General features: G+C 60.3%; 18 protein-coding genes. 9 read left to right on the plus strand and 9 right to left on the minus strand.

Annotation, left to right across the window (positions count from 1 at the left end; all coding sequences use genetic code 11):
• Window positions 1–88: 88 nt before the first annotated feature.
• Window positions 89–583, plus strand: coding sequence for a hypothetical protein (locus EV281_RS20575; RefSeq protein WP_132655722.1), 495 nt, complete (start codon window positions 89–91; stop codon window positions 581–583).
• Here the strand turns inward: EV281_RS20575 and EV281_RS20580 are convergent.
• The 5 genes from EV281_RS20580 to tsaD are packed head-to-tail and all read right to left on the minus strand — an operon-like array spanning window position 580 to window position 4,051.
• Entirely contained in the window at window positions 580–1,227 is a 648-nt protein-coding gene (locus EV281_RS20580) for a methyltransferase (protein WP_132655724.1), read from the minus strand. The two genes, EV281_RS20575 and EV281_RS20580, sit on opposite strands and share 4 nt — an antisense overlap.
• 6 nt (window positions 1,228–1,233) lie before the next feature.
• Window positions 1,234–1,665: an EVE domain-containing protein gene (locus tag EV281_RS20585; RefSeq protein WP_132655725.1), complete on the minus strand. Its 432-nt coding sequence runs from the start codon at window positions 1,663–1,665 to the stop codon at window positions 1,234–1,236.
• A 5-nt stretch (window positions 1,666–1,670) separates the two neighbouring features.
• Window positions 1,671–1,964, minus strand: a complete 294-nt coding sequence (locus EV281_RS20590; protein ID WP_132655726.1) for a YciI-like protein — start codon at window positions 1,962–1,964, stop codon at window positions 1,671–1,673.
• Between the two features lie 9 nt (window positions 1,965–1,973).
• On the minus strand, window positions 1,974–2,957 hold the full coding sequence (locus EV281_RS20595) for an NAD(P)H-dependent glycerol-3-phosphate dehydrogenase (RefSeq protein WP_132655727.1): 984 nt from the start codon (window positions 2,955–2,957) through the stop codon (window positions 1,974–1,976).
• Window positions 2,954–4,051, minus strand: coding sequence for a tRNA (adenosine(37)-N6)-threonylcarbamoyltransferase complex transferase subunit TsaD (gene tsaD, locus EV281_RS20600; RefSeq protein WP_132655728.1), 1,098 nt, complete (start codon window positions 4,049–4,051; stop codon window positions 2,954–2,956). The genes EV281_RS20595 and tsaD overlap by 4 nt, the downstream gene beginning before the upstream one ends.
• 72 nt (window positions 4,052–4,123) lie before the next feature.
• Here tsaD and hemC point away from each other — a divergent pair, with 72 nt between their 5' ends.
• The 6 genes from hemC to EV281_RS20630 all read left to right on the plus strand — a co-directional run bounded on the left by hemC (window position 4,124) and on the right by EV281_RS20630 (window position 9,956).
• Window positions 4,124–5,053, plus strand: a complete 930-nt coding sequence (gene hemC, locus EV281_RS20605; protein ID WP_132655730.1) for a hydroxymethylbilane synthase — start codon at window positions 4,124–4,126, stop codon at window positions 5,051–5,053.
• A gap of 5 nt (window positions 5,054–5,058) precedes the next feature.
• Window positions 5,059–5,766 carry a uroporphyrinogen-III synthase gene (locus EV281_RS20610; RefSeq protein ID WP_132655732.1) on the plus strand — a complete coding sequence of 236 codons (708 nt, stop codon included), beginning with the start codon at window positions 5,059–5,061 and terminating at the stop codon, window positions 5,764–5,766.
• Window positions 5,767–5,834: 68 nt separating this feature from the next.
• A complete protein-coding gene (locus tag EV281_RS20615) occupies window positions 5,835–7,109 on the plus strand; it encodes a mitofilin family membrane protein (protein WP_184327705.1) in 1,275 nt (424 codons plus the stop codon).
• Between the two features lie 2 nt (window positions 7,110–7,111).
• Complete coding sequence (locus tag EV281_RS20620; protein WP_132655736.1) at window positions 7,112–8,719, plus strand: heme biosynthesis protein HemY; 1,608 nt, start codon at window positions 7,112–7,114, stop codon at window positions 8,717–8,719.
• Window positions 8,720–8,737: 18 nt separating this feature from the next.
• Entirely contained in the window at window positions 8,738–9,223 is a 486-nt protein-coding gene (locus tag EV281_RS20625; protein ID WP_132655737.1) for a TerB family tellurite resistance protein, read from the plus strand.
• Window positions 9,210–9,956, plus strand: a complete 747-nt coding sequence (locus EV281_RS20630) for a glutamine amidotransferase (protein WP_132655738.1) — start codon at window positions 9,210–9,212, stop codon at window positions 9,954–9,956. Before EV281_RS20625 ends, EV281_RS20630 begins: the two co-directional genes overlap by 14 nt.
• On the opposite strand, the gene EV281_RS20635 is transcribed toward EV281_RS20630, so the two are convergent.
• Complete coding sequence (locus tag EV281_RS20635; RefSeq protein ID WP_132655740.1) at window positions 9,937–11,181, minus strand: MFS transporter; 1,245 nt, start codon at window positions 11,179–11,181, stop codon at window positions 9,937–9,939. The two genes, EV281_RS20630 and EV281_RS20635, sit on opposite strands and share 20 nt — an antisense overlap.
• A gap of 108 nt (window positions 11,182–11,289) precedes the next feature.
• Here EV281_RS20635 and EV281_RS20640 point away from each other — a divergent pair, with 108 nt between their 5' ends.
• Window positions 11,290–11,622, plus strand: coding sequence for a YggT family protein (locus EV281_RS20640; protein WP_132656293.1), 333 nt, complete (start codon window positions 11,290–11,292; stop codon window positions 11,620–11,622).
• A complete protein-coding gene (locus EV281_RS20645; RefSeq protein WP_132655742.1) occupies window positions 11,619–11,930 on the plus strand; it encodes a DUF167 domain-containing protein in 312 nt (103 codons plus the stop codon). Before EV281_RS20640 ends, EV281_RS20645 begins: the two co-directional genes overlap by 4 nt.
• 3 nt (window positions 11,931–11,933) lie before the next feature.
• Here EV281_RS20645 and ppa read toward each other — a convergent pair whose 3' ends face one another.
• From ppa to typA, 3 genes are all read right to left on the minus strand, one after another.
• The gene (gene ppa / locus EV281_RS20650) at window positions 11,934–12,470 is read right to left on the minus strand and encodes an inorganic diphosphatase (protein WP_132655744.1); all 537 of its coding nucleotides are present in this window, start codon (window positions 12,468–12,470) and stop codon (window positions 11,934–11,936) included.
• A 148-nt stretch (window positions 12,471–12,618) separates the two neighbouring features.
• Window positions 12,619–13,125 carry a GNAT family N-acetyltransferase gene (locus tag EV281_RS20655; protein ID WP_132655746.1) on the minus strand — a complete coding sequence of 169 codons (507 nt, stop codon included), beginning with the start codon at window positions 13,123–13,125 and terminating at the stop codon, window positions 12,619–12,621.
• 199 nt (window positions 13,126–13,324) lie between these two features.
• On the minus strand, window positions 13,325–15,145 hold the full coding sequence (gene typA, locus EV281_RS20660) for a translational GTPase TypA (RefSeq protein WP_132655748.1): 1,821 nt from the start codon (window positions 15,143–15,145) through the stop codon (window positions 13,325–13,327).
• Between the last annotated feature and the right edge of the window lie 97 nt (window positions 15,146–15,242).

Genomic DNA, 15,242 nt, shown 5'->3' on the forward strand with positions numbered 1-15,242 from the left:
TTAAGCTGACCAAACGCCTGCGTGGACAAGATCAGCCTTTTGGCGCAATCTGGCGTTAACGATTTGTTAGTGCTTCGGAGTTTGGTCCATGTTTCCCAGTCTGTCCAAGGCCACTCTGGCTCTTTTCACTATGCTTGTGACGCTTCCTGCCACGGCCGCAGAACGCCATTTTGACCATCGTTTTTCGCGCCACCAGGGCTTTAACGACGGCCTATTCCTCGGCAGACGTACGCACTGGGATAGCGGCCTGCACTTCACCCGCGGCAACGTCATCGGCTATCGCCCTCGCAGCCATTTGCTGAAACGCTTTGATTACCCTTCGGCAAATCGATACGGCCGCAACAATATCGTCGTCATTGCCTCGCAACCCCAGACCTATGATCCGCCCTACGGGAGCAACGGCCTCTATTCCGGGTCATCCTATGCCTACCAGACTGATGGAGGCACCTATGTCGGCGGCGACGGATATTATCGGGTGGCTGAACCTGCGCGCGAGCTCGCGCCAAAAGCCAAGGTCATCGATATCGGCATTGCCGATGATCCCTGCTCCTATGAGGCCAATGTCTGCGTCATCAGGCCTTAGGGTTTGAAGCGCCAGACAGTCGTCCTTTTAACCTCGCTGTCTTCGAGCGCCCGGGTAACCGGCACCTCATAGACGGCGCAGAATTCCAGCCTCTCTTTCGGCAGATAGGCCCGCCCTGGATCACCGACCAGAACGTCCTTGCCGGCGGCCGCAAGCGCCTCGAACCACGGTATCAGCGCTGCGGCAAAAGCCTTGTCGTAGAAGACGTCGCCCGCGAGCACGACATCCACGCCGACGTCGCGCCCGATGAGATCGGCGCCGTCGAACGCGAGCGAGACGGCATTGGCGGCCGCGTTCAGCCGCACTGCCGTCTGCGACCACGGATCGATATCGGCAGCAAGAACCTCGGCGGCTCCAGCCTTGCTTGCGGCAATTCCGACCAGTCCGGAACCGCTCGCAAAATCGAGAACGCGTTTGCCGCGGACCGTTTCGGGGTGATCGAGAACATAGCGGGCCAGCCCTTGGCCGCCTGCCCAGGCGAATGCCCAGAAGGGCGGCGGCAAGCCAATTGCTTCCAGCTCCTCTTCCGTCTTCAGCCAGAGCTCATGCACTTCGCTCGCCAGATAGAGCCGGATCTCCGGCACATGCGGCGGCGCAAGCAGGCTCGTATTGGCGCGGATGAAGGTTTCCGGATCGGTCTTCAAGGTTGCTCAGCGTGGCGGATTATCGAAACCGCCCATGCGGCAGACTTCAGCCCATTCATCGTCCGTCACCGGTTGCACGGAAAGCCGCATCGAGGTGACGAGCGACATCTTGGATAGTTTTTCGTTTGCCTTGATATCCTTCAGCGTTACCGGCTTCGGCACATCCATGACGGCGCGGATATCGACGCAATCCCACCGATCGTCGTCCTTGGAGGTGGAATCCGGATGAGAAAGCGCGCAGACCTCGACGATACCGACGATCTCCAATCCATCGTTGGAATGGTAGAAGAAGCCTTTGTCGCCGATCTGCATGGCCCGCATGTTGTTGCGCGCCAGATAGTTGCGCACGCCGGTCCATTCGGTGCCCTTCTCGCCGGCCGCCTTCTGCTGTTCCCAGGACCAGGCCGCAGGCTCGGATTTATAAAGCCAGTGCGCCATGCCGCTTAAGCCTCCGGCTTGTTGAAGACCCAGTTGAAGGGCTTCGCTTCGACACTCTCAAAAAGACCAGCCAGTGCGTAAGGGTCGGCAGCACCGAGCGCCTTGGCTTCTTCCGCGGTTTCAGCATGGACGATCACGAGGCTGCCATTCGCATTACCCTCGGCGTCGAGAAACGGGCCGGCCATAGCAAGCTTACCTTCGGCATTCAGCTTGTTGAGATAATCGAGATGGGTCGGACGCGTTTCCATGCGCACGCTGAAATGGCCGGGCTTGTCCTTGCAGAGAAGGGCGAAAAGCATGTCTGTCTCCTATTCGGTCGTAATTGGACGTGTCATCAATTGTTCGATAGCTTCGGCTATACCGAGTTTGCCTTCGATGATTGCTGAGACCGCATCGGTGATCGGCATCTCGACGCCAAGCTCTTCGGCAAGCCGCGAAGCCACTGCGGCGGCAAAAGCACCTTCCACAAGCTCGCCACGGGATGGATCAACCTTTTCCCCGCGCCCGAGCGCAATACCAAAACGCAGGTTACGTGACTGATGGCTGGTTGCCGTCAGCACCAGATCGCCGAGGCCGGAAAGCCCCCGCGCCGTGTCGGCATTGCCACCCTTGGCAACGATTAAGCGCGACATCTCGGCAAGTCCGCGGGCAATCAGCGCCGCACGCGCCGAATCGCCGATACCGCCGCCTTCGACGATGCCGCAGGCAATCGCCAGCACATTCTTCAAGGCGCCCCCGAGCTGCACGCCGATCCGATCTGCCGACGCATAAAGCCGGAACGTCCGGCCCGAGATCGCCTGCGCCAGCCGTTCGGCAACCTTCATATCGGCAGCCGCAATTGCCATGGCTGTCGGCAATCCCTTGGCGATATCGGCGGCAAAGCCCGGACCGGAGAGCACGGCTATCGGATGATTGGGCAATTCCCGCTCCAGCATGTCGGTCAGAAGCATGCCGGTTGTCCGCTCGATGCCTTTCGCACAGGTGACGACGATGGCGTCTCTGGCCAGATAAGGGCCATAGTGCCTCGCGGCATCAGTCTGCGCCTGTGAGGGCATGGCGAAGAGCACGATGTCGGCGCTGCTGATCGCGTCTGCTTCGGCAGAAAATTCCAGCGTTTCCGGCAGCGGAATGCCGGGCAGAACCGCATCGTGCAATCGCTCCGCCTTGAGGTCTTCGATCAGCGCCGGATCGCGGCCGACGAGAATAGCGGAATTGCGCCCCGTCAGGGCAATGACGGCGGCAAGCGCCGTGCCGAAAGCTCCCGATCCGACGACGGCAATGCGCTCGCTCATGCCTTGGCTCCCCGCTTTCCTGATCCGAGCACGGTCGCTGCACTGGAATCGAGCGGCCAGCGTGAACGCGGCTGAACATCAAGGTCATCGGGCGCAACGCCCTTTGCCATGCGCTCCAGTCCGGCCCAAGCGATCATCACCGCGTTGTCGGTGCAGAGCCTCAGCGGTGGCGCGATGAAGCGGAACCCGTTTTTGTCGCAAAGCGCCTGCAATGTGCCGCGGATTTCCAGGTTGGCGGCGACGCCTCCGGCTACTACCAGAGCCGGTTTTTCCGGAAGATTCGTGAATTCCGCCTTGAACCGCTGCAGACCGCGGCCAATGCGATCTTTCATCGTACGGGAAACGGCCTTCTGGAAAGAGGCGCAGATATCGGCGATATCCTGATCCGTCAGCGGCGCGATCTCGGTCGCCGCCTGTCGTACGGCCGTCTTCAGGCCGGAGAAGGAAAAATCGAGCCGCGCCTCGCCGACCAGCGGCCGCGGGAAATTGAAGCGATCGGCATTGCCCCCCTTCGCCATCCGCTCCACCGCCGGCCCGCCGGGATAAGGAAGGCCGAGCAATTTTGCCGTCTTGTCGAAAGCCTCGCCCAGCGCATCGTCGATCGTCGTGCCCCAGCGCTCATATTCGCCGATACCGCGCACGAGGATGAGCTGCGTATGACCGCCGGAAACGAGCAGCATCAGATAGGGAAAGGAAAGCCCGTCCGTCAGCCGCGCCGTCAGCGCGTGGCCTTCGAGATGGTTCACGGCGTAAAGCGGCTTGCCGGCGGCCTTGGCGATCGCCTTGCCAGTCATAAGCCCCACCAGCAAGCCACCGATCAAACCGGGGCCTGACGTCGCAGCAATCGCATCGACGTCGGAGAGCGACACATTGGCGCGCTTCAGGGCCTCGTCAATCAGCTCATCGAGCGCCTCGACATGGGCACGGGCGGCGATCTCCGGCACCACGCCACCATAGGCGCTGTGCTCATCCAGCTGGGAAAGAACGACGTCCGATAGTATATTGGAGCGACCTTCCGCATCGCGCTCGACAACTGCCGCCGCGGTTTCGTCGCAGCTTGTCTCGATGCCGAGGATGCGCAGAAAGGAAGCCATGAAACCTGTTCGTTGATTGCGATAGGGGTTAAACCCGTTTACGAGACCTCCGGTAACAACGGATCAAAGCGGATGCAAACAAAACCTTTCCGGATCGGCACGCGCGGCAGCCCGCTGGCGCTCGCACAGGCGCACGAAGCCCGCGCCCGGCTGATGGCAGCCCATAATTTGTCGGAGGAGATGTTCGAAATCGTCGTGCTGACGACCAAGGGTGATCGCATCACCGATCGTTCGCTAGCCCAGATCGGGGGCAAGGGACTTTTCACGGAAGAGCTGGAGCAGCAGCTCGTCGCCGGCGAGCTCGATCTCGCTGTGCATTCGAGCAAGGACATGCCGACAGCTCTGCCGGAAGGTCTCCATCTCTCCGCCTATCTGCCGCGCGAGGATATTCGCGATGCGGTTATCGGACGCACCGCGCCGAAGCTGATCGACCTGCCGCACGGCGCGACCGTTGGCTCCTCCTCGCTTCGCCGTCAGGCGCTCATCCGCCGCATGCGGCCGGATATCAATGTCATCACCTTCCGGGGCCTTGTGGACACGCGCCTGCGCAAGCTACAGGAAGGCCAGGTCGATGCGACGCTTCTGGCGCTCGCCGGCCTCAAGCGGCTCGGCAAGGTCGATGTTATTACAGATATTCTCGACCCGGACAGCTTCCCGCCGGCGCCCGCCCAGGGCGCGATCTGCATCGAAAGCCGCATCGGCGACACGAGGATCGACGATCTGCTAGCACCGATCAACGATGCGCCGACCTTCGACACGGTCTCCTGTGAGCGCGCCTTCCTTGCCGCCCTCGACGGCTCCTGTCGTACACCGATTGGCGGCTACGCGGTCTGCGAAGGCGATCAGATCCGCTTCTCAGGCCTCATCCTCACTCCAGACGGCCGCCACCAGCACGCGATCACCATCGACGGCCACCGCCGTGATGCTGCGGCGCTCGGCACCCGCGCCGGCCAGGACGTGCGCGCTAGAGCCGGCAGCAGCTTCTTCGAGGACTGGAGCTAGCCCGCATGCGCGTGCTCGTCACCCGCCCTGCACATTCGGGCGAGCGAACCGCTCAACGTTTGCGCGCGCTGGGCCACGAGCCACTGTTGCTGCCGCTCAGCCGTCCCGTCCACGACACCGCCGCCGCTCGGCAGGCTCTGGAAACGACCGGTGGGGCGATCGCCATTACGAGCGCCGAAGCAGTGCGGGCCTTGCAGTCCCTGGGCCAGGCTCTAACGCCTCATCTTTCTCGCAGTCTCTTTGCCGTCGGCGAAGCAACGGCCGACCAGGCCCGCGAGCTGGGGTTCCATTCTGTCACGGCGTCGTCGGGCAGTGGTCGCGAACTGGCGGAGCTGATTGCGGCCAACAATGCCGACGGGCTTCTCTATCTCGCCGGCAGTCCGCGCGCAGAGACCTTCGAAATGCGGCTGACGGAGCTCGGGCGGAACTTCTCGATTACCGAATGTTACCAGATGGAACCCGTTACTCCCGATCCCGGGGCCGTTGCACTGCTCCTGACAGAAAATGCGCCGGAAGCGGTTCTTTTTTACTCGCGCCAGACGGCCGGAAATTTCTTTCATATCCCGCAGGTAGAGTCCCTTTTGCTGCAGCTGCCGAAAATCCGTCTCATTTGCCTCAGCAACACCGTTGCGGAAGCTGTCCCACCGGTTTTGGAGGGAGCCCTGGAGATCTCGCCAATGCCGGATGAAAAAAGCCTTTTGTCGCTGCTTTGAAGGCTTTAGCCGCCCAAATTTGATCTAACCTCTTCCCTTAATTGCCATCCCTGTCTAGTTTCGTTGCAATGCAGGATAATGAGGACCTCATGGTATCGGGAAATCCGCCACGCCACTCGAAGAGCTCCGATGAACCGGTCACGATCGACCTGGACACGCAGGACTTCGCCTTGGCGACTGACCGTGAAAAGCCTGCCGAAGAAGGTGCACAGACGTCCGACGATACCTCTGTTGCCGAAACCGTAGCCGCAGCGGAATCAGGGGGGGAGCCGCTGTCCGAACATGAGAGCGAGCGTGCCGCCGGTGCACAGGAAGAGCCTCCCGCAAAAGAGCCCCTGCCATCGCAACCGGTACAGCCGCCTCCGCCACAGAAGGGCGCAGTCACGTCGGGCCTGATTGCCGCCGGCATCTTCGGCGGCCTTGTCGCCCTCCTCGGAGCCGGGGCGATTCAATATGCCGGTTATCTGCCTGGCTCCTCCCCTCCGCCGACGAACTCTGCCGAAATGGCCGAGCTCTCGGGCGAGATCGAAAGCCTCAAACAATCGCTCGCAAGCCTTGCCGCCAATCCGCCGTCGGCCGCCGATAACAGCGCCCTCGAGAAGCGTGTCGCGGCTCTCGAAGCGGCCCCTCAGACACCGGCGTCCGGCGCATCGACCGGCTCTGCCGATGTCGAGGCACTCAACCAGAAGATTGCAGATCTGACTGCTGAGATCGATCAGCTGAAGACGAGCCTTGCGCAAACCACCGAGCAGCAAGCCTCCAGCGGCGCCGATATTTCCAACCGTCTCGCCGAAGCCGAAAAGAAACTGAACGAACCGCGTGAGGATGTGGCCGTCGCCCGCGCCATCGCTGCTGCTGCCTTGAAGGCCGCAATCGACCGCGGCGGTCCCTTCATCGCCGAACTCGATACGTTTGCCGGCGTGGCGCCGGATGATCCGGCCGCAACCGATCTGCGCAGCTTTGCCGAAACCGGTGTGCCCTCGCGCGCCGAACTGATCCGTCAGGTTCCCGATGTCGCCACCGCCATCGTCGCATCCGTCAACCAGCCCGATCCCAATCAGAGCTGGTCGGACCGCCTTATGTCGAGCGCCAAATCGCTCGTGTCAGTCCGCCCCGTCGGCAATGTTGAAGGCGAAAGCGTTGAAGCAATCGCCGCACGCATGGAGGACAAGGTGAAGAACGGCGATCTGCCCGGTGCGGCAACCGAGTGGAACAGCCTGCCTGCCGTCGCCAAGCAGGCTTCCGCTGCGTTCAAACAGTCGCTCGAGGCCCGCATCCGCGTCGAGGATCTCGTCGGCGGTGCCCTCTCCAAGGCCGTTTCCGGCACCGGCAAGGAAGGATGAGTATGGTCCGCCTGGTTATCTTCGCGCTCCTGGTCCTCGTCCTCGCCTACGGTTTCTCCTGGCTTGCCGATCGTCCAGGCGATCTGTCGCTGATCTGGGAAGGCCAGATTTATCAGACCAAGCTGATCGTTGCGGCGAGTGCCATCATCGCGCTGGTCGCAGCCGTCATGCTGGCATGGTGGTTCGTCCGCTTGGTCTGGACTTCGCCGCATTCGGTGACCCGCTATTTCCGCGCCCGCAAACGTGACCGCGGTTATCAGGCACTGTCGACCGGCCTCATCGCTGCCGGTGCAGGCAATGCGCTGCTCGCTCGCAAGATGGCGGCGCGCTCGCGCGGCCTCATTCGCGCAGATCAGGAGCCGCTGATTAATCTTCTGGAAGCGCAGGCGGCACTTATCGAGGGCCGCTACGCCGAGGCACGCTCCAAGTTCGAGGCGATGGCCAACGACCCGGAAACGCGTGAGCTCGGTCTGCGCGGTCTCTACCTGGAGGCAAAACGCCTCGGTGCCAACGAGGCCGCCCGCCAATATGCAGAAAAGGCGGCCGACAACGCCCCCTACCTGCCTTGGGCAGCACAGGCGACGCTGGAATATCGCAGCCAGTCCGGTCGCTGGGACGACGCCATCCGCTTGCTGGAACAACAGAAGGCTGCCAAGGTTGTCGAAAAGGCCGAAGCCAATCGCCTGCATGCCGTGCTTCTTACCGCTCGTGCCGATGACAAGCTCGAAAGCGACCCTTCCGGCGCCCGCGACGATGCCCAGCAGGCGCTGAAATTGTCGGCCGATTTCGTGCCCGCCGCCCTCATCGCTGCCAAGGCGCTTTTCCGCGAAGGCGGTATACGCAAGGCCGCATCCATTCTCGAACAGACATGGAAGGCAAAGCCGCATCCCGAAATCGGTCGCGTCTATGTCCGCGCCCGCAGCGGCGATTCCACCCTCGATCGACTAAAGCGCGCCGAGCGGCTGGAAAGCATGCGGCCGAACAACGTTGAGTCTCTTCTCGTCGTCGCCCAGGCGGCACTCGATGCGCAGGAATTTGCTAAGGCCCGCGCCAAGGCCGAAGCCGCCGCCCGCATCGAACCGCGGGAAGCAGCCTTCCTTCTGCTGGCGGATATCGAAGAGGCCGAGACGGGAGATCAGGGCCGCGTGCGCCATTGGCTGGCACAGGCACTGAAGGCGCCGCGCGATCCCTCTTGGGTCGCCGATGGTTTTGTTTCCGACAAATGGCTGCCGGTTTCGCCGGTGACTGGTCGTCTCGACGCCTTCGAATGGAAGGCACCCTTTGGCCAGCTTGAGGGCCCTGTCGAAGAAGGGTCGACGGCCGCTATCGAGACCGCGTTGAAAACCCTGCCGCCGCTGCGTGAAACCCGCCCGGAAAGCGTGGTCAACGACCACCGCATCATCGAGCTGGAACGTGCCGCGACGATTGCCGAATCTGTACGCCCGGCGAGCCCGCCGCCCGCACCGGCAAAAGCTGCCGAACCGTCCATTTCCCGGCCGACCCCTCCCATGCCTGAACCCAAACCCTTCTTTGGTGGCCTTCCGGATGATCCCGGTGTCCGAGACCCCAAGGTGGAACCGGAACCCAAGACACGGCTCCGCCTTTTCTGAAATGGAACGAAAAAACGCATGTTTGAACGATTTCAGGCATTCTTCCAGAATCTGACCGCCGATCGCCCGAGATCAGGCTTCGCCCCGGATGACCCGCGCATCGCGGTTGCCGCGCTCTGTATGCAGGTCATGGAGGCCGACGGCCAGATCAAGGTCAGCGAGAAGAAGCGGTTGCGCAAGCTCCTGAAGGAGCAATATGCACTCGACGGCAAACAGCTCGATGCCCTGATGGCCGCGGGACAGGAGGCCGAGAGTTCGGCGGTTGATTATTTCCGCTTCACTTCTGATCTTAAGAGACATCTCAATACCGAACAGCGTCTGGAACTCATCGGTATTCTCTGGGATATCGTCTATGCCGATGGCGAGCGCAGCGAAATGGAAGACCACGTGATCTGGCGGATTGCCGATCTCCTGGGCGTTTCTTCCCGTGAGCGTATTCAGAAGCGGCAGGAGGCGGCCGCAAGGGTTACGGACGCACGGGTGGTTCAGGATGACGCTGACTGAGAGAAGCATAAGGCGCGACAGGCGCCCTATCCTCATCATTCTTCATCAGGAGCGCTCCAGCCCCGGTCGAGTCGGCCAGCTTCTCATCAAGAAGGGCTACGATCTCGATATTCGCCGCCCGGTACTCGGCGACGCCTTGCCCTCTACGCTCGACGGCCATGCAGGCGCAGTGATTTTCGGCGGCCCAATGAGCGCCAACGATCCCGACGAATTCGTTAAGACGGAGATCGACTGGCTGAAAGTACCGCTCAAGGAAAACCGGCCCTATCTCGGCATCTGCCTCGGCGCACAGATGTTGGCCCGCCAGCTTGGCAGCAAGGTTGCAGCTAATTGCGATGGGTCGACAGAGATCGGCTGGTACCCGCTGCATCCGACAGAAAGGGGGCGATTGCTGATGCACTGGCCGAAAATGGTCTATCACTTCCACCGCGAGGGATTTGAACTGCCGCATGGCGCCGAGCTGCTGGCATCCGGCGATGCCTATCCCAATCAGGCTTTCCGCTATGACGACAACGCCTGGGGTCTGCAGTTCCATGCGGAACTGACAAGGGTGATGATGCACCGCTGGGTTGTCCACGGGGCGCACCGCTTCATTCTGCCGAATGCGCAGCAGGGGCGCGAGCATCTGGAAGGCCGGATGCTGTTCGATGCGCCGCTCAGAGCCTGGCTCGACGATTTCCTGGATATCGTCTTCGAAGGCAAGACGGCCGCCGTTACGCCACTTCTCGCATAGGCGCGGCAAGCGTATCGATCTTCCGCAGTTTCGGGAATCCGATTGCCCAGATTGCGGCAACGGCGAGCGTGCCAATCCCACCGATGATGACGGCAGGGACGGCGCCAAAAACCGAAGCCATGGTGCCCGCGCGGAATTCCCCGAGCTCGTTGGAAGCGCCGACGAAGACCGTGTTGACCGCGTTGACGCGGCCACGCAGATGATCCGGCGTCCAGAGCGCGATCAGGCTTTCACGAACGTAGACGGAGATCATGTCCGCAGCGCCCATGATGGCGAGTGCGGCAATGGAGACTTCGGTATTCGTCGACAGGCCGAAGACAATTGTACCGAGGCCAAAGATGGCTACACCGACGAACATGTACATCCCGGCCTTATGCTTCAGCGGATAAGCGGCAAGGAAAATTGCCATGATGATGGCGCCGACGCCAGGGGCCGATCGCAGCAGGCCGAGGCCCCACGGCCCGAGGGTCAGGATATCGCGCGCAAAGATCGGCATCAGCGCCGTTGCACCGCCGAGGAGGACGGCGAAGAGGTCGAGTGAAATGGCTCCGAGCACCACCTTCTCCTCTCTTATGTAGCGAAAACCACCGAGGATCATGTCCCAGTTCTTTGCCTCGCCTGTCGTCTTTTGTGGTGGCTTGGGAATCATGTAGAGCAGGATCGCACCAAGCGCGGAGAAGATGACGGCAACCCAATAGGCCGTCGAAGCGCTAACACCATAGAGCAGACCGCCGAGCACGGGACCGGTGATGGCCGCCAACTGCCAGGAAGACGAATTCCAGGCGATTGCGTTGGAGAGATCCTTTTCCGGCACCAGATTCGGAGCAAGAGACTGCACAGCCGGCGCCATGAAGGCGCGCTCGATGCCGAAGATCAGCAGCACGACGAAGACTGGTATCGGTGAAAAGCTGCCAGTGATCGTCATCCCCAGGAGCGCCAGCGTGCAGAGCGCACTGACGAGTGAGCAGATCGAAGCGATGGCGCGTCGATTATGCCGATCGGCCACCGAGCCGGTGACAAGGATCAGCACCAGAGACGGAAGGAACTGCACAAGCCCGATCAGACCAAGATAGATGGCACTACCGGTCTGGTCATACATCTGCCAGCCCACGGCGACGCTGACGATCTGCTGCGAGAAGGAGAGCAGGAACCGCGCGAAGAAAAAACGCGTGTAGGACGGATGCCGGAACGCGGCAAAACGATCTCCAGTGGACGAAAGCGACATGAAGCTTTTCCGAGGAAACGGGCGCCAAAGCCATGCAAAAGCGGCCGTTAAACATGATTCACCGTGCATCGGCGCACAGCACTTGCCCGTTTAGTCGCCAATGTCTACATGTCTGTCAACAACGAATTGGAGCCGGAGATGACAGCCCTATTTCAAACCATCCTTTTGGCATTAAATATTTATACTTGGATATTGATCGGAAGCGCCATCTTCTCCTGGCTCTACGCATTCAACGTGATCAACTCCCATAATCAGTTCGTCAACCAGATCGGCACGTTCCTCTACAACCTCACCGAACCAGTTCTGCGTCCGATACGCCGCGTTCTTCCTAATCTTGGTGGCATCGATATCTCACCGATTATCGTTCTGCTGATCATCTTCTTCATCAGCTCTCTCATCAAGACGACCATAGCGCCGGCTTTCGGCGTCCTCCTTTATTGACCGGCACATGGAAGAAATTTGACGATCATATCCGGCTCGCTGTCCGCCTGACGCCGAACGGCGGGCGGGATGCCATTGACGGTATCGAATCCGATGGCGAAGGCGGAATGCTGCTAAAGGCGCGCGTGACCGCCGCTCCGGAAAAGGGAAAAGCCAACAAGGCGCTCATTGCACTCATCGCCAAGTCGCTCGGCATCGCCAAGTCCTCCGTCGAGCTCATCTCTGGCGACACGTCGCGTAATAAAATCCTCCGGATCGATGGCGACCCGGAGGATTTGATCAGAAAGCTCGAAGCTCTCTCAGCCTGAAGATCAGGCTTTTTCCTTCTTGGCCCGCGCGATCGCTTCCAGGATGAGCGCGCCGGCTTCCTTGGAATCGCCCCAGCCGTAGATCTTCACCCACTTGCCGGGCTCCAGATCCTTGTAGTGCTCGAAGAAGTGTTCGATCTGCTTCAGCGTGATTTCCGGAAGGTCGGTATAATCCTTGACCTTCTCGTAGCGCAACGTCAGCTTCGGCGACGGGACGGCAATGATCTTCTCATCCTTGCCCGAATTGTCTTCCATCTTCAGAACGCCGATCGGACGAACGTTGATGACGCAGCCTGGAACGAGCGGGCGGGTGCTGGCGATCAGAACGTCGATCGGGTCGCCATCTTCGGAAAGCGTGTGCGGTACGAAGCCGTAGTTACCCGGATAGGTCATCGGTGTGTAGAGGAAACGGTCAACAACCAGCGTGCCGGCTTCCTTGTCCATTTCATACTTGATCGGATGACCGCCGACCGGCACCTCGACGATAACGTTGACGTCTTCTGGTGGATTCTTACCGATTGAAACGGCGTCGATGCGCATAGGAAACTCCCGCGAGGTTGAATTGCTCGAAGCCAGTTAATCGGTTTCATCTCGCAACGCAACATGCCTCGCAAGCGATGCTTAATACGCGAGGCGCTAGAATATATAATTTCTCTAATGAAAGATGCAGCACCTTCGGCGCTTGCAATCAGTTCCAAACGAAGCCGATCTTTTTAATCTGCTTATGATCGAAATTTTCCATACCTTCGCAGAAATCGATCCCGCCGTGATCACGATAGAAGTTGGCGGCGGTCTCGTTTTCTTCCAGACACCAGACGACCATCCCGTTGCAGCCAAGCGACTTCAGAAGCCGCCGAGCTTCGCCGAAAAGCAGCTTGCCGAGGCCGATGCCCTGATATTCCGGGCGCAGGTAAAGCTCGTAGATTTCGCCTTCTTGCGGCAATGCACGGGCGCGATTAAGCCCAAGAGTCGCATAGCCTGCGACCGTTCCTGCGACATCCAGAACGAGCAAGGTCGCAGGACCGCGTGTCGCCTTGCGCCACCAATTTTCTCCGCGGCGTTCGATCATCTGGGTCAGAGCGCGATGCGGAATGATGCCCGCATAAGTATGCTGCCAGGAAAGCCGATGGGCTTCCGAAATGGCTCGGGCATCATGCGGTTCGGCCCGCCGGACATCGATCGACAACGTCTTCATAACGCTTACTCTGGTCCTGTCGGAGGCGATTAACCATATGCGGCAGCCGCATCGTGATCGATTGCCCACAGACTTGATATGTGGACGACAGAGAAATTTTAACGCTTTTTTAACGATTGTCACAAGCCGGAATCGGCGCGGCGCACAATAAAAAACCCCGGCGCGAAAGCCGGGGTTCTAAACCAGGTATCCAAGGCTCTTAGAGAGAGGCCTTCGACTTTTCGAAACGTTTGCGGTCGTTGGCGTCGAGATACATCTTGCGCAGGCGGATGGACTTCGGCGTCACTTCGACCAGCTCGTCCTCTTGAATCCAGGAGAGAGCCCGTTCCAGGGTCATGCGGATCGGCGGAGTCAGCTTCACGGCTTCATCCTTGCCGGCAGCACGGATATTGGTCAGCTTCTTGCCCTTCAGCACGTTGACCTCGAGGTCGTTGTCGCGCGTGTGGATGCCGATAATCATGCCCATATAGACCTTCTCGCCGGCCTCGATAATCATCGGGCCGCGGTCTTCCAGGTTGAACAGTGCATAGGCAACGGCTTCGCCGGCTTCGTTTGCGAGCAGCACGCCGTTCACACGGCCGCCGATCTCACCCTTGTACGGCTGGTAGCTATGGAACAGGCGATTCATGATCGCCGTGCCCCGCGTATCCGTCAGCAGTTCCGACTGGTAGCCGATGAGGCCGCGGGTCGGCGCGTAGAAGACGAGACGAACGCGGTTGCCGCCCGACGGACGCAGCTCGACCATTTCGGCCTTTCGCTCGGACATCTTCTGAACGACGACGCCGGAATGTTCTTCATCCACGTCGATCAGGACTTCTTCGATCGGCTCCAGAAGCTGACCGGCATCATCCTTGTGCATGACGACGCGCGGACGCGAAACAGCAAGCTCGAAGCCTTCACGGCGCATGTTTTCGATGAGAACCGCGAGCTGAAGTTCGCCGCGGCCGGAGACGAAGAATGAATCCTTGTCAGCGCTTTCTTCGATCTTCAGCGCAACGTTGCCTTCGGCTTCCTTGAACAAACGGTCCCGGATGACGCGGCTGGTGACCTTGTCGCCTTCGGTGCCCGCAAGCGGCGAGTCATTGACGATGAAGGACATTGTAACGGTCGGCGGATCGATCGGCTGAGCCTTCAGCGCTTCGGTGACAGATGGATCGCAGAACGTATCGGCTACGGTGCCCTTCGAGAGGCCGGCGATCGCGACGATATCACCTGCATGGGCCTCTTCGATCGGCTGGCGCTCGATACCGCGGAAGGCGAGGATCTTGGAGATACGGCCTTGCTCGATGAGCTTGCCGTCCTGGCCGAGAACCTTGACGGCCTGGTTCGGCTTGATCGAGCCGGAAGCAATACGGCCGGTGATGATGCGGCCAAGGAAGTTGTTGGCTTCAAGGATCGTGCCGATCATGCGGAACGGGCCTTCTTCGATCTTCGGCTCGGGCACGTGCTTGACGACGAGGTCGAGCAGGGGTGCGAGGCCTTCATCGGTCGGGCCTGCCGGGTCGAAGTTCATCCAGCCGGCGCGACCGGAACCGTAAAGGATCGGGAAGTCGAGCTGTTCGTCGGTTGCGTCGAGAGCGGCAAACAGGTCGAAGACTTCATTGACGACTTCTTCGGCGCGAGCGTCCGGACGGTCGATCTTGTTGATTGCAACGATCGGACGAAGGCCAACCTTGAGCGCCTTGCCGACAACGAACTTCGTCTGCGGCATCGGGCCTTCAGCAGCGTCGACCAGAACGATCGCGCCGTCCACCATCGAGAGAATGCGCTCGACTTCACCGCCGAAATCGGCGTGGCCGGGCGTGTCGACGATGTTGATGCGCGTGTCTTTCCACTCGATCGAGGTCGCCTTGGCAAGAATCGTGATGCCGCGCTCTTTTTCGATGTCGTTGGAGTCCATCACGCGCTCCATGACGCGCTGGTTCTCGCGAAACGAGCCGGACTGCTTCAGAAGCTCGTCGACGAGGGTTGTTTTGCCATGGTCAACGTGCGCGATGATCGCGATGTTGCGAAGTGCCATATGTCATAATCTCTGAGGCTGGGGCGCTACGCCAAGTGGACGCGCCATTTATGTGTGGCGCGCTCTTACCGTTTTTTTCGCGATTGCGAAAGGGGGT

Source organism: Rhizobium sp. BK418, assembly GCF_004341105.1.
In the GTDB taxonomy this organism is placed as follows: domain Bacteria; phylum Pseudomonadota; class Alphaproteobacteria; order Rhizobiales; family Rhizobiaceae; genus Rhizobium.

Excerpts from the sequence above, each read along its gene's own strand:
- EV281_RS20625 (WP_132655737.1), top strand. The coding sequence starts at position 8,738 with ATGTTTGAACGATTTCAGGCATTCTTCCAGAATCTGACCGCCGATCGC.
- EV281_RS20575 (WP_132655722.1), top strand. The coding sequence starts at position 89 with ATGTTTCCCAGTCTGTCCAAGGCCACTCTGGCTCTTTTCACTATGCTT.
- EV281_RS20655 (WP_132655746.1), bottom strand. The coding sequence starts at position 13,125 with ATGAAGACGTTGTCGATCGATGTCCGGCGGGCCGAACCGCATGATGCC.
- tsaD (WP_132655728.1), bottom strand. The coding sequence starts at position 4,051 with ATGGCTTCCTTTCTGCGCATCCTCGGCATCGAGACAAGCTGCGACGAA.
- EV281_RS20620 (WP_132655736.1), top strand. The coding sequence starts at position 7,112 with ATGGTCCGCCTGGTTATCTTCGCGCTCCTGGTCCTCGTCCTCGCCTAC.
- EV281_RS20640 (WP_132656293.1), top strand. The coding sequence starts at position 11,290 with ATGTCTGTCAACAACGAATTGGAGCCGGAGATGACAGCCCTATTTCAA.
- EV281_RS20610 (WP_132655732.1), top strand. The coding sequence starts at position 5,059 with ATGCGCGTGCTCGTCACCCGCCCTGCACATTCGGGCGAGCGAACCGCT.
- EV281_RS20590 (WP_132655726.1), bottom strand. The coding sequence starts at position 1,964 with ATGCTTTTCGCCCTTCTCTGCAAGGACAAGCCCGGCCATTTCAGCGTG.
- EV281_RS20615 (WP_184327705.1), top strand. The coding sequence starts at position 5,835 with ATGCAGGATAATGAGGACCTCATGGTATCGGGAAATCCGCCACGCCAC.
- EV281_RS20630 (WP_132655738.1), top strand. The coding sequence starts at position 9,210 with ATGACGCTGACTGAGAGAAGCATAAGGCGCGACAGGCGCCCTATCCTC.
- typA (WP_132655748.1), bottom strand. The coding sequence starts at position 15,145 with ATGGCACTTCGCAACATCGCGATCATCGCGCACGTTGACCATGGCAAA.
- EV281_RS20595 (WP_132655727.1), bottom strand. The coding sequence starts at position 2,957 with ATGAGCGAGCGCATTGCCGTCGTCGGATCGGGAGCTTTCGGCACGGCG.
- hemC (WP_132655730.1), top strand. The coding sequence starts at position 4,124 with ATGCAAACAAAACCTTTCCGGATCGGCACGCGCGGCAGCCCGCTGGCG.
- ppa (WP_132655744.1), bottom strand. The coding sequence starts at position 12,470 with ATGCGCATCGACGCCGTTTCAATCGGTAAGAATCCACCAGAAGACGTC.
- EV281_RS20635 (WP_132655740.1), bottom strand. The coding sequence starts at position 11,181 with ATGTCGCTTTCGTCCACTGGAGATCGTTTTGCCGCGTTCCGGCATCCG.
- EV281_RS20585 (WP_132655725.1), bottom strand. The coding sequence starts at position 1,665 with ATGGCGCACTGGCTTTATAAATCCGAGCCTGCGGCCTGGTCCTGGGAA.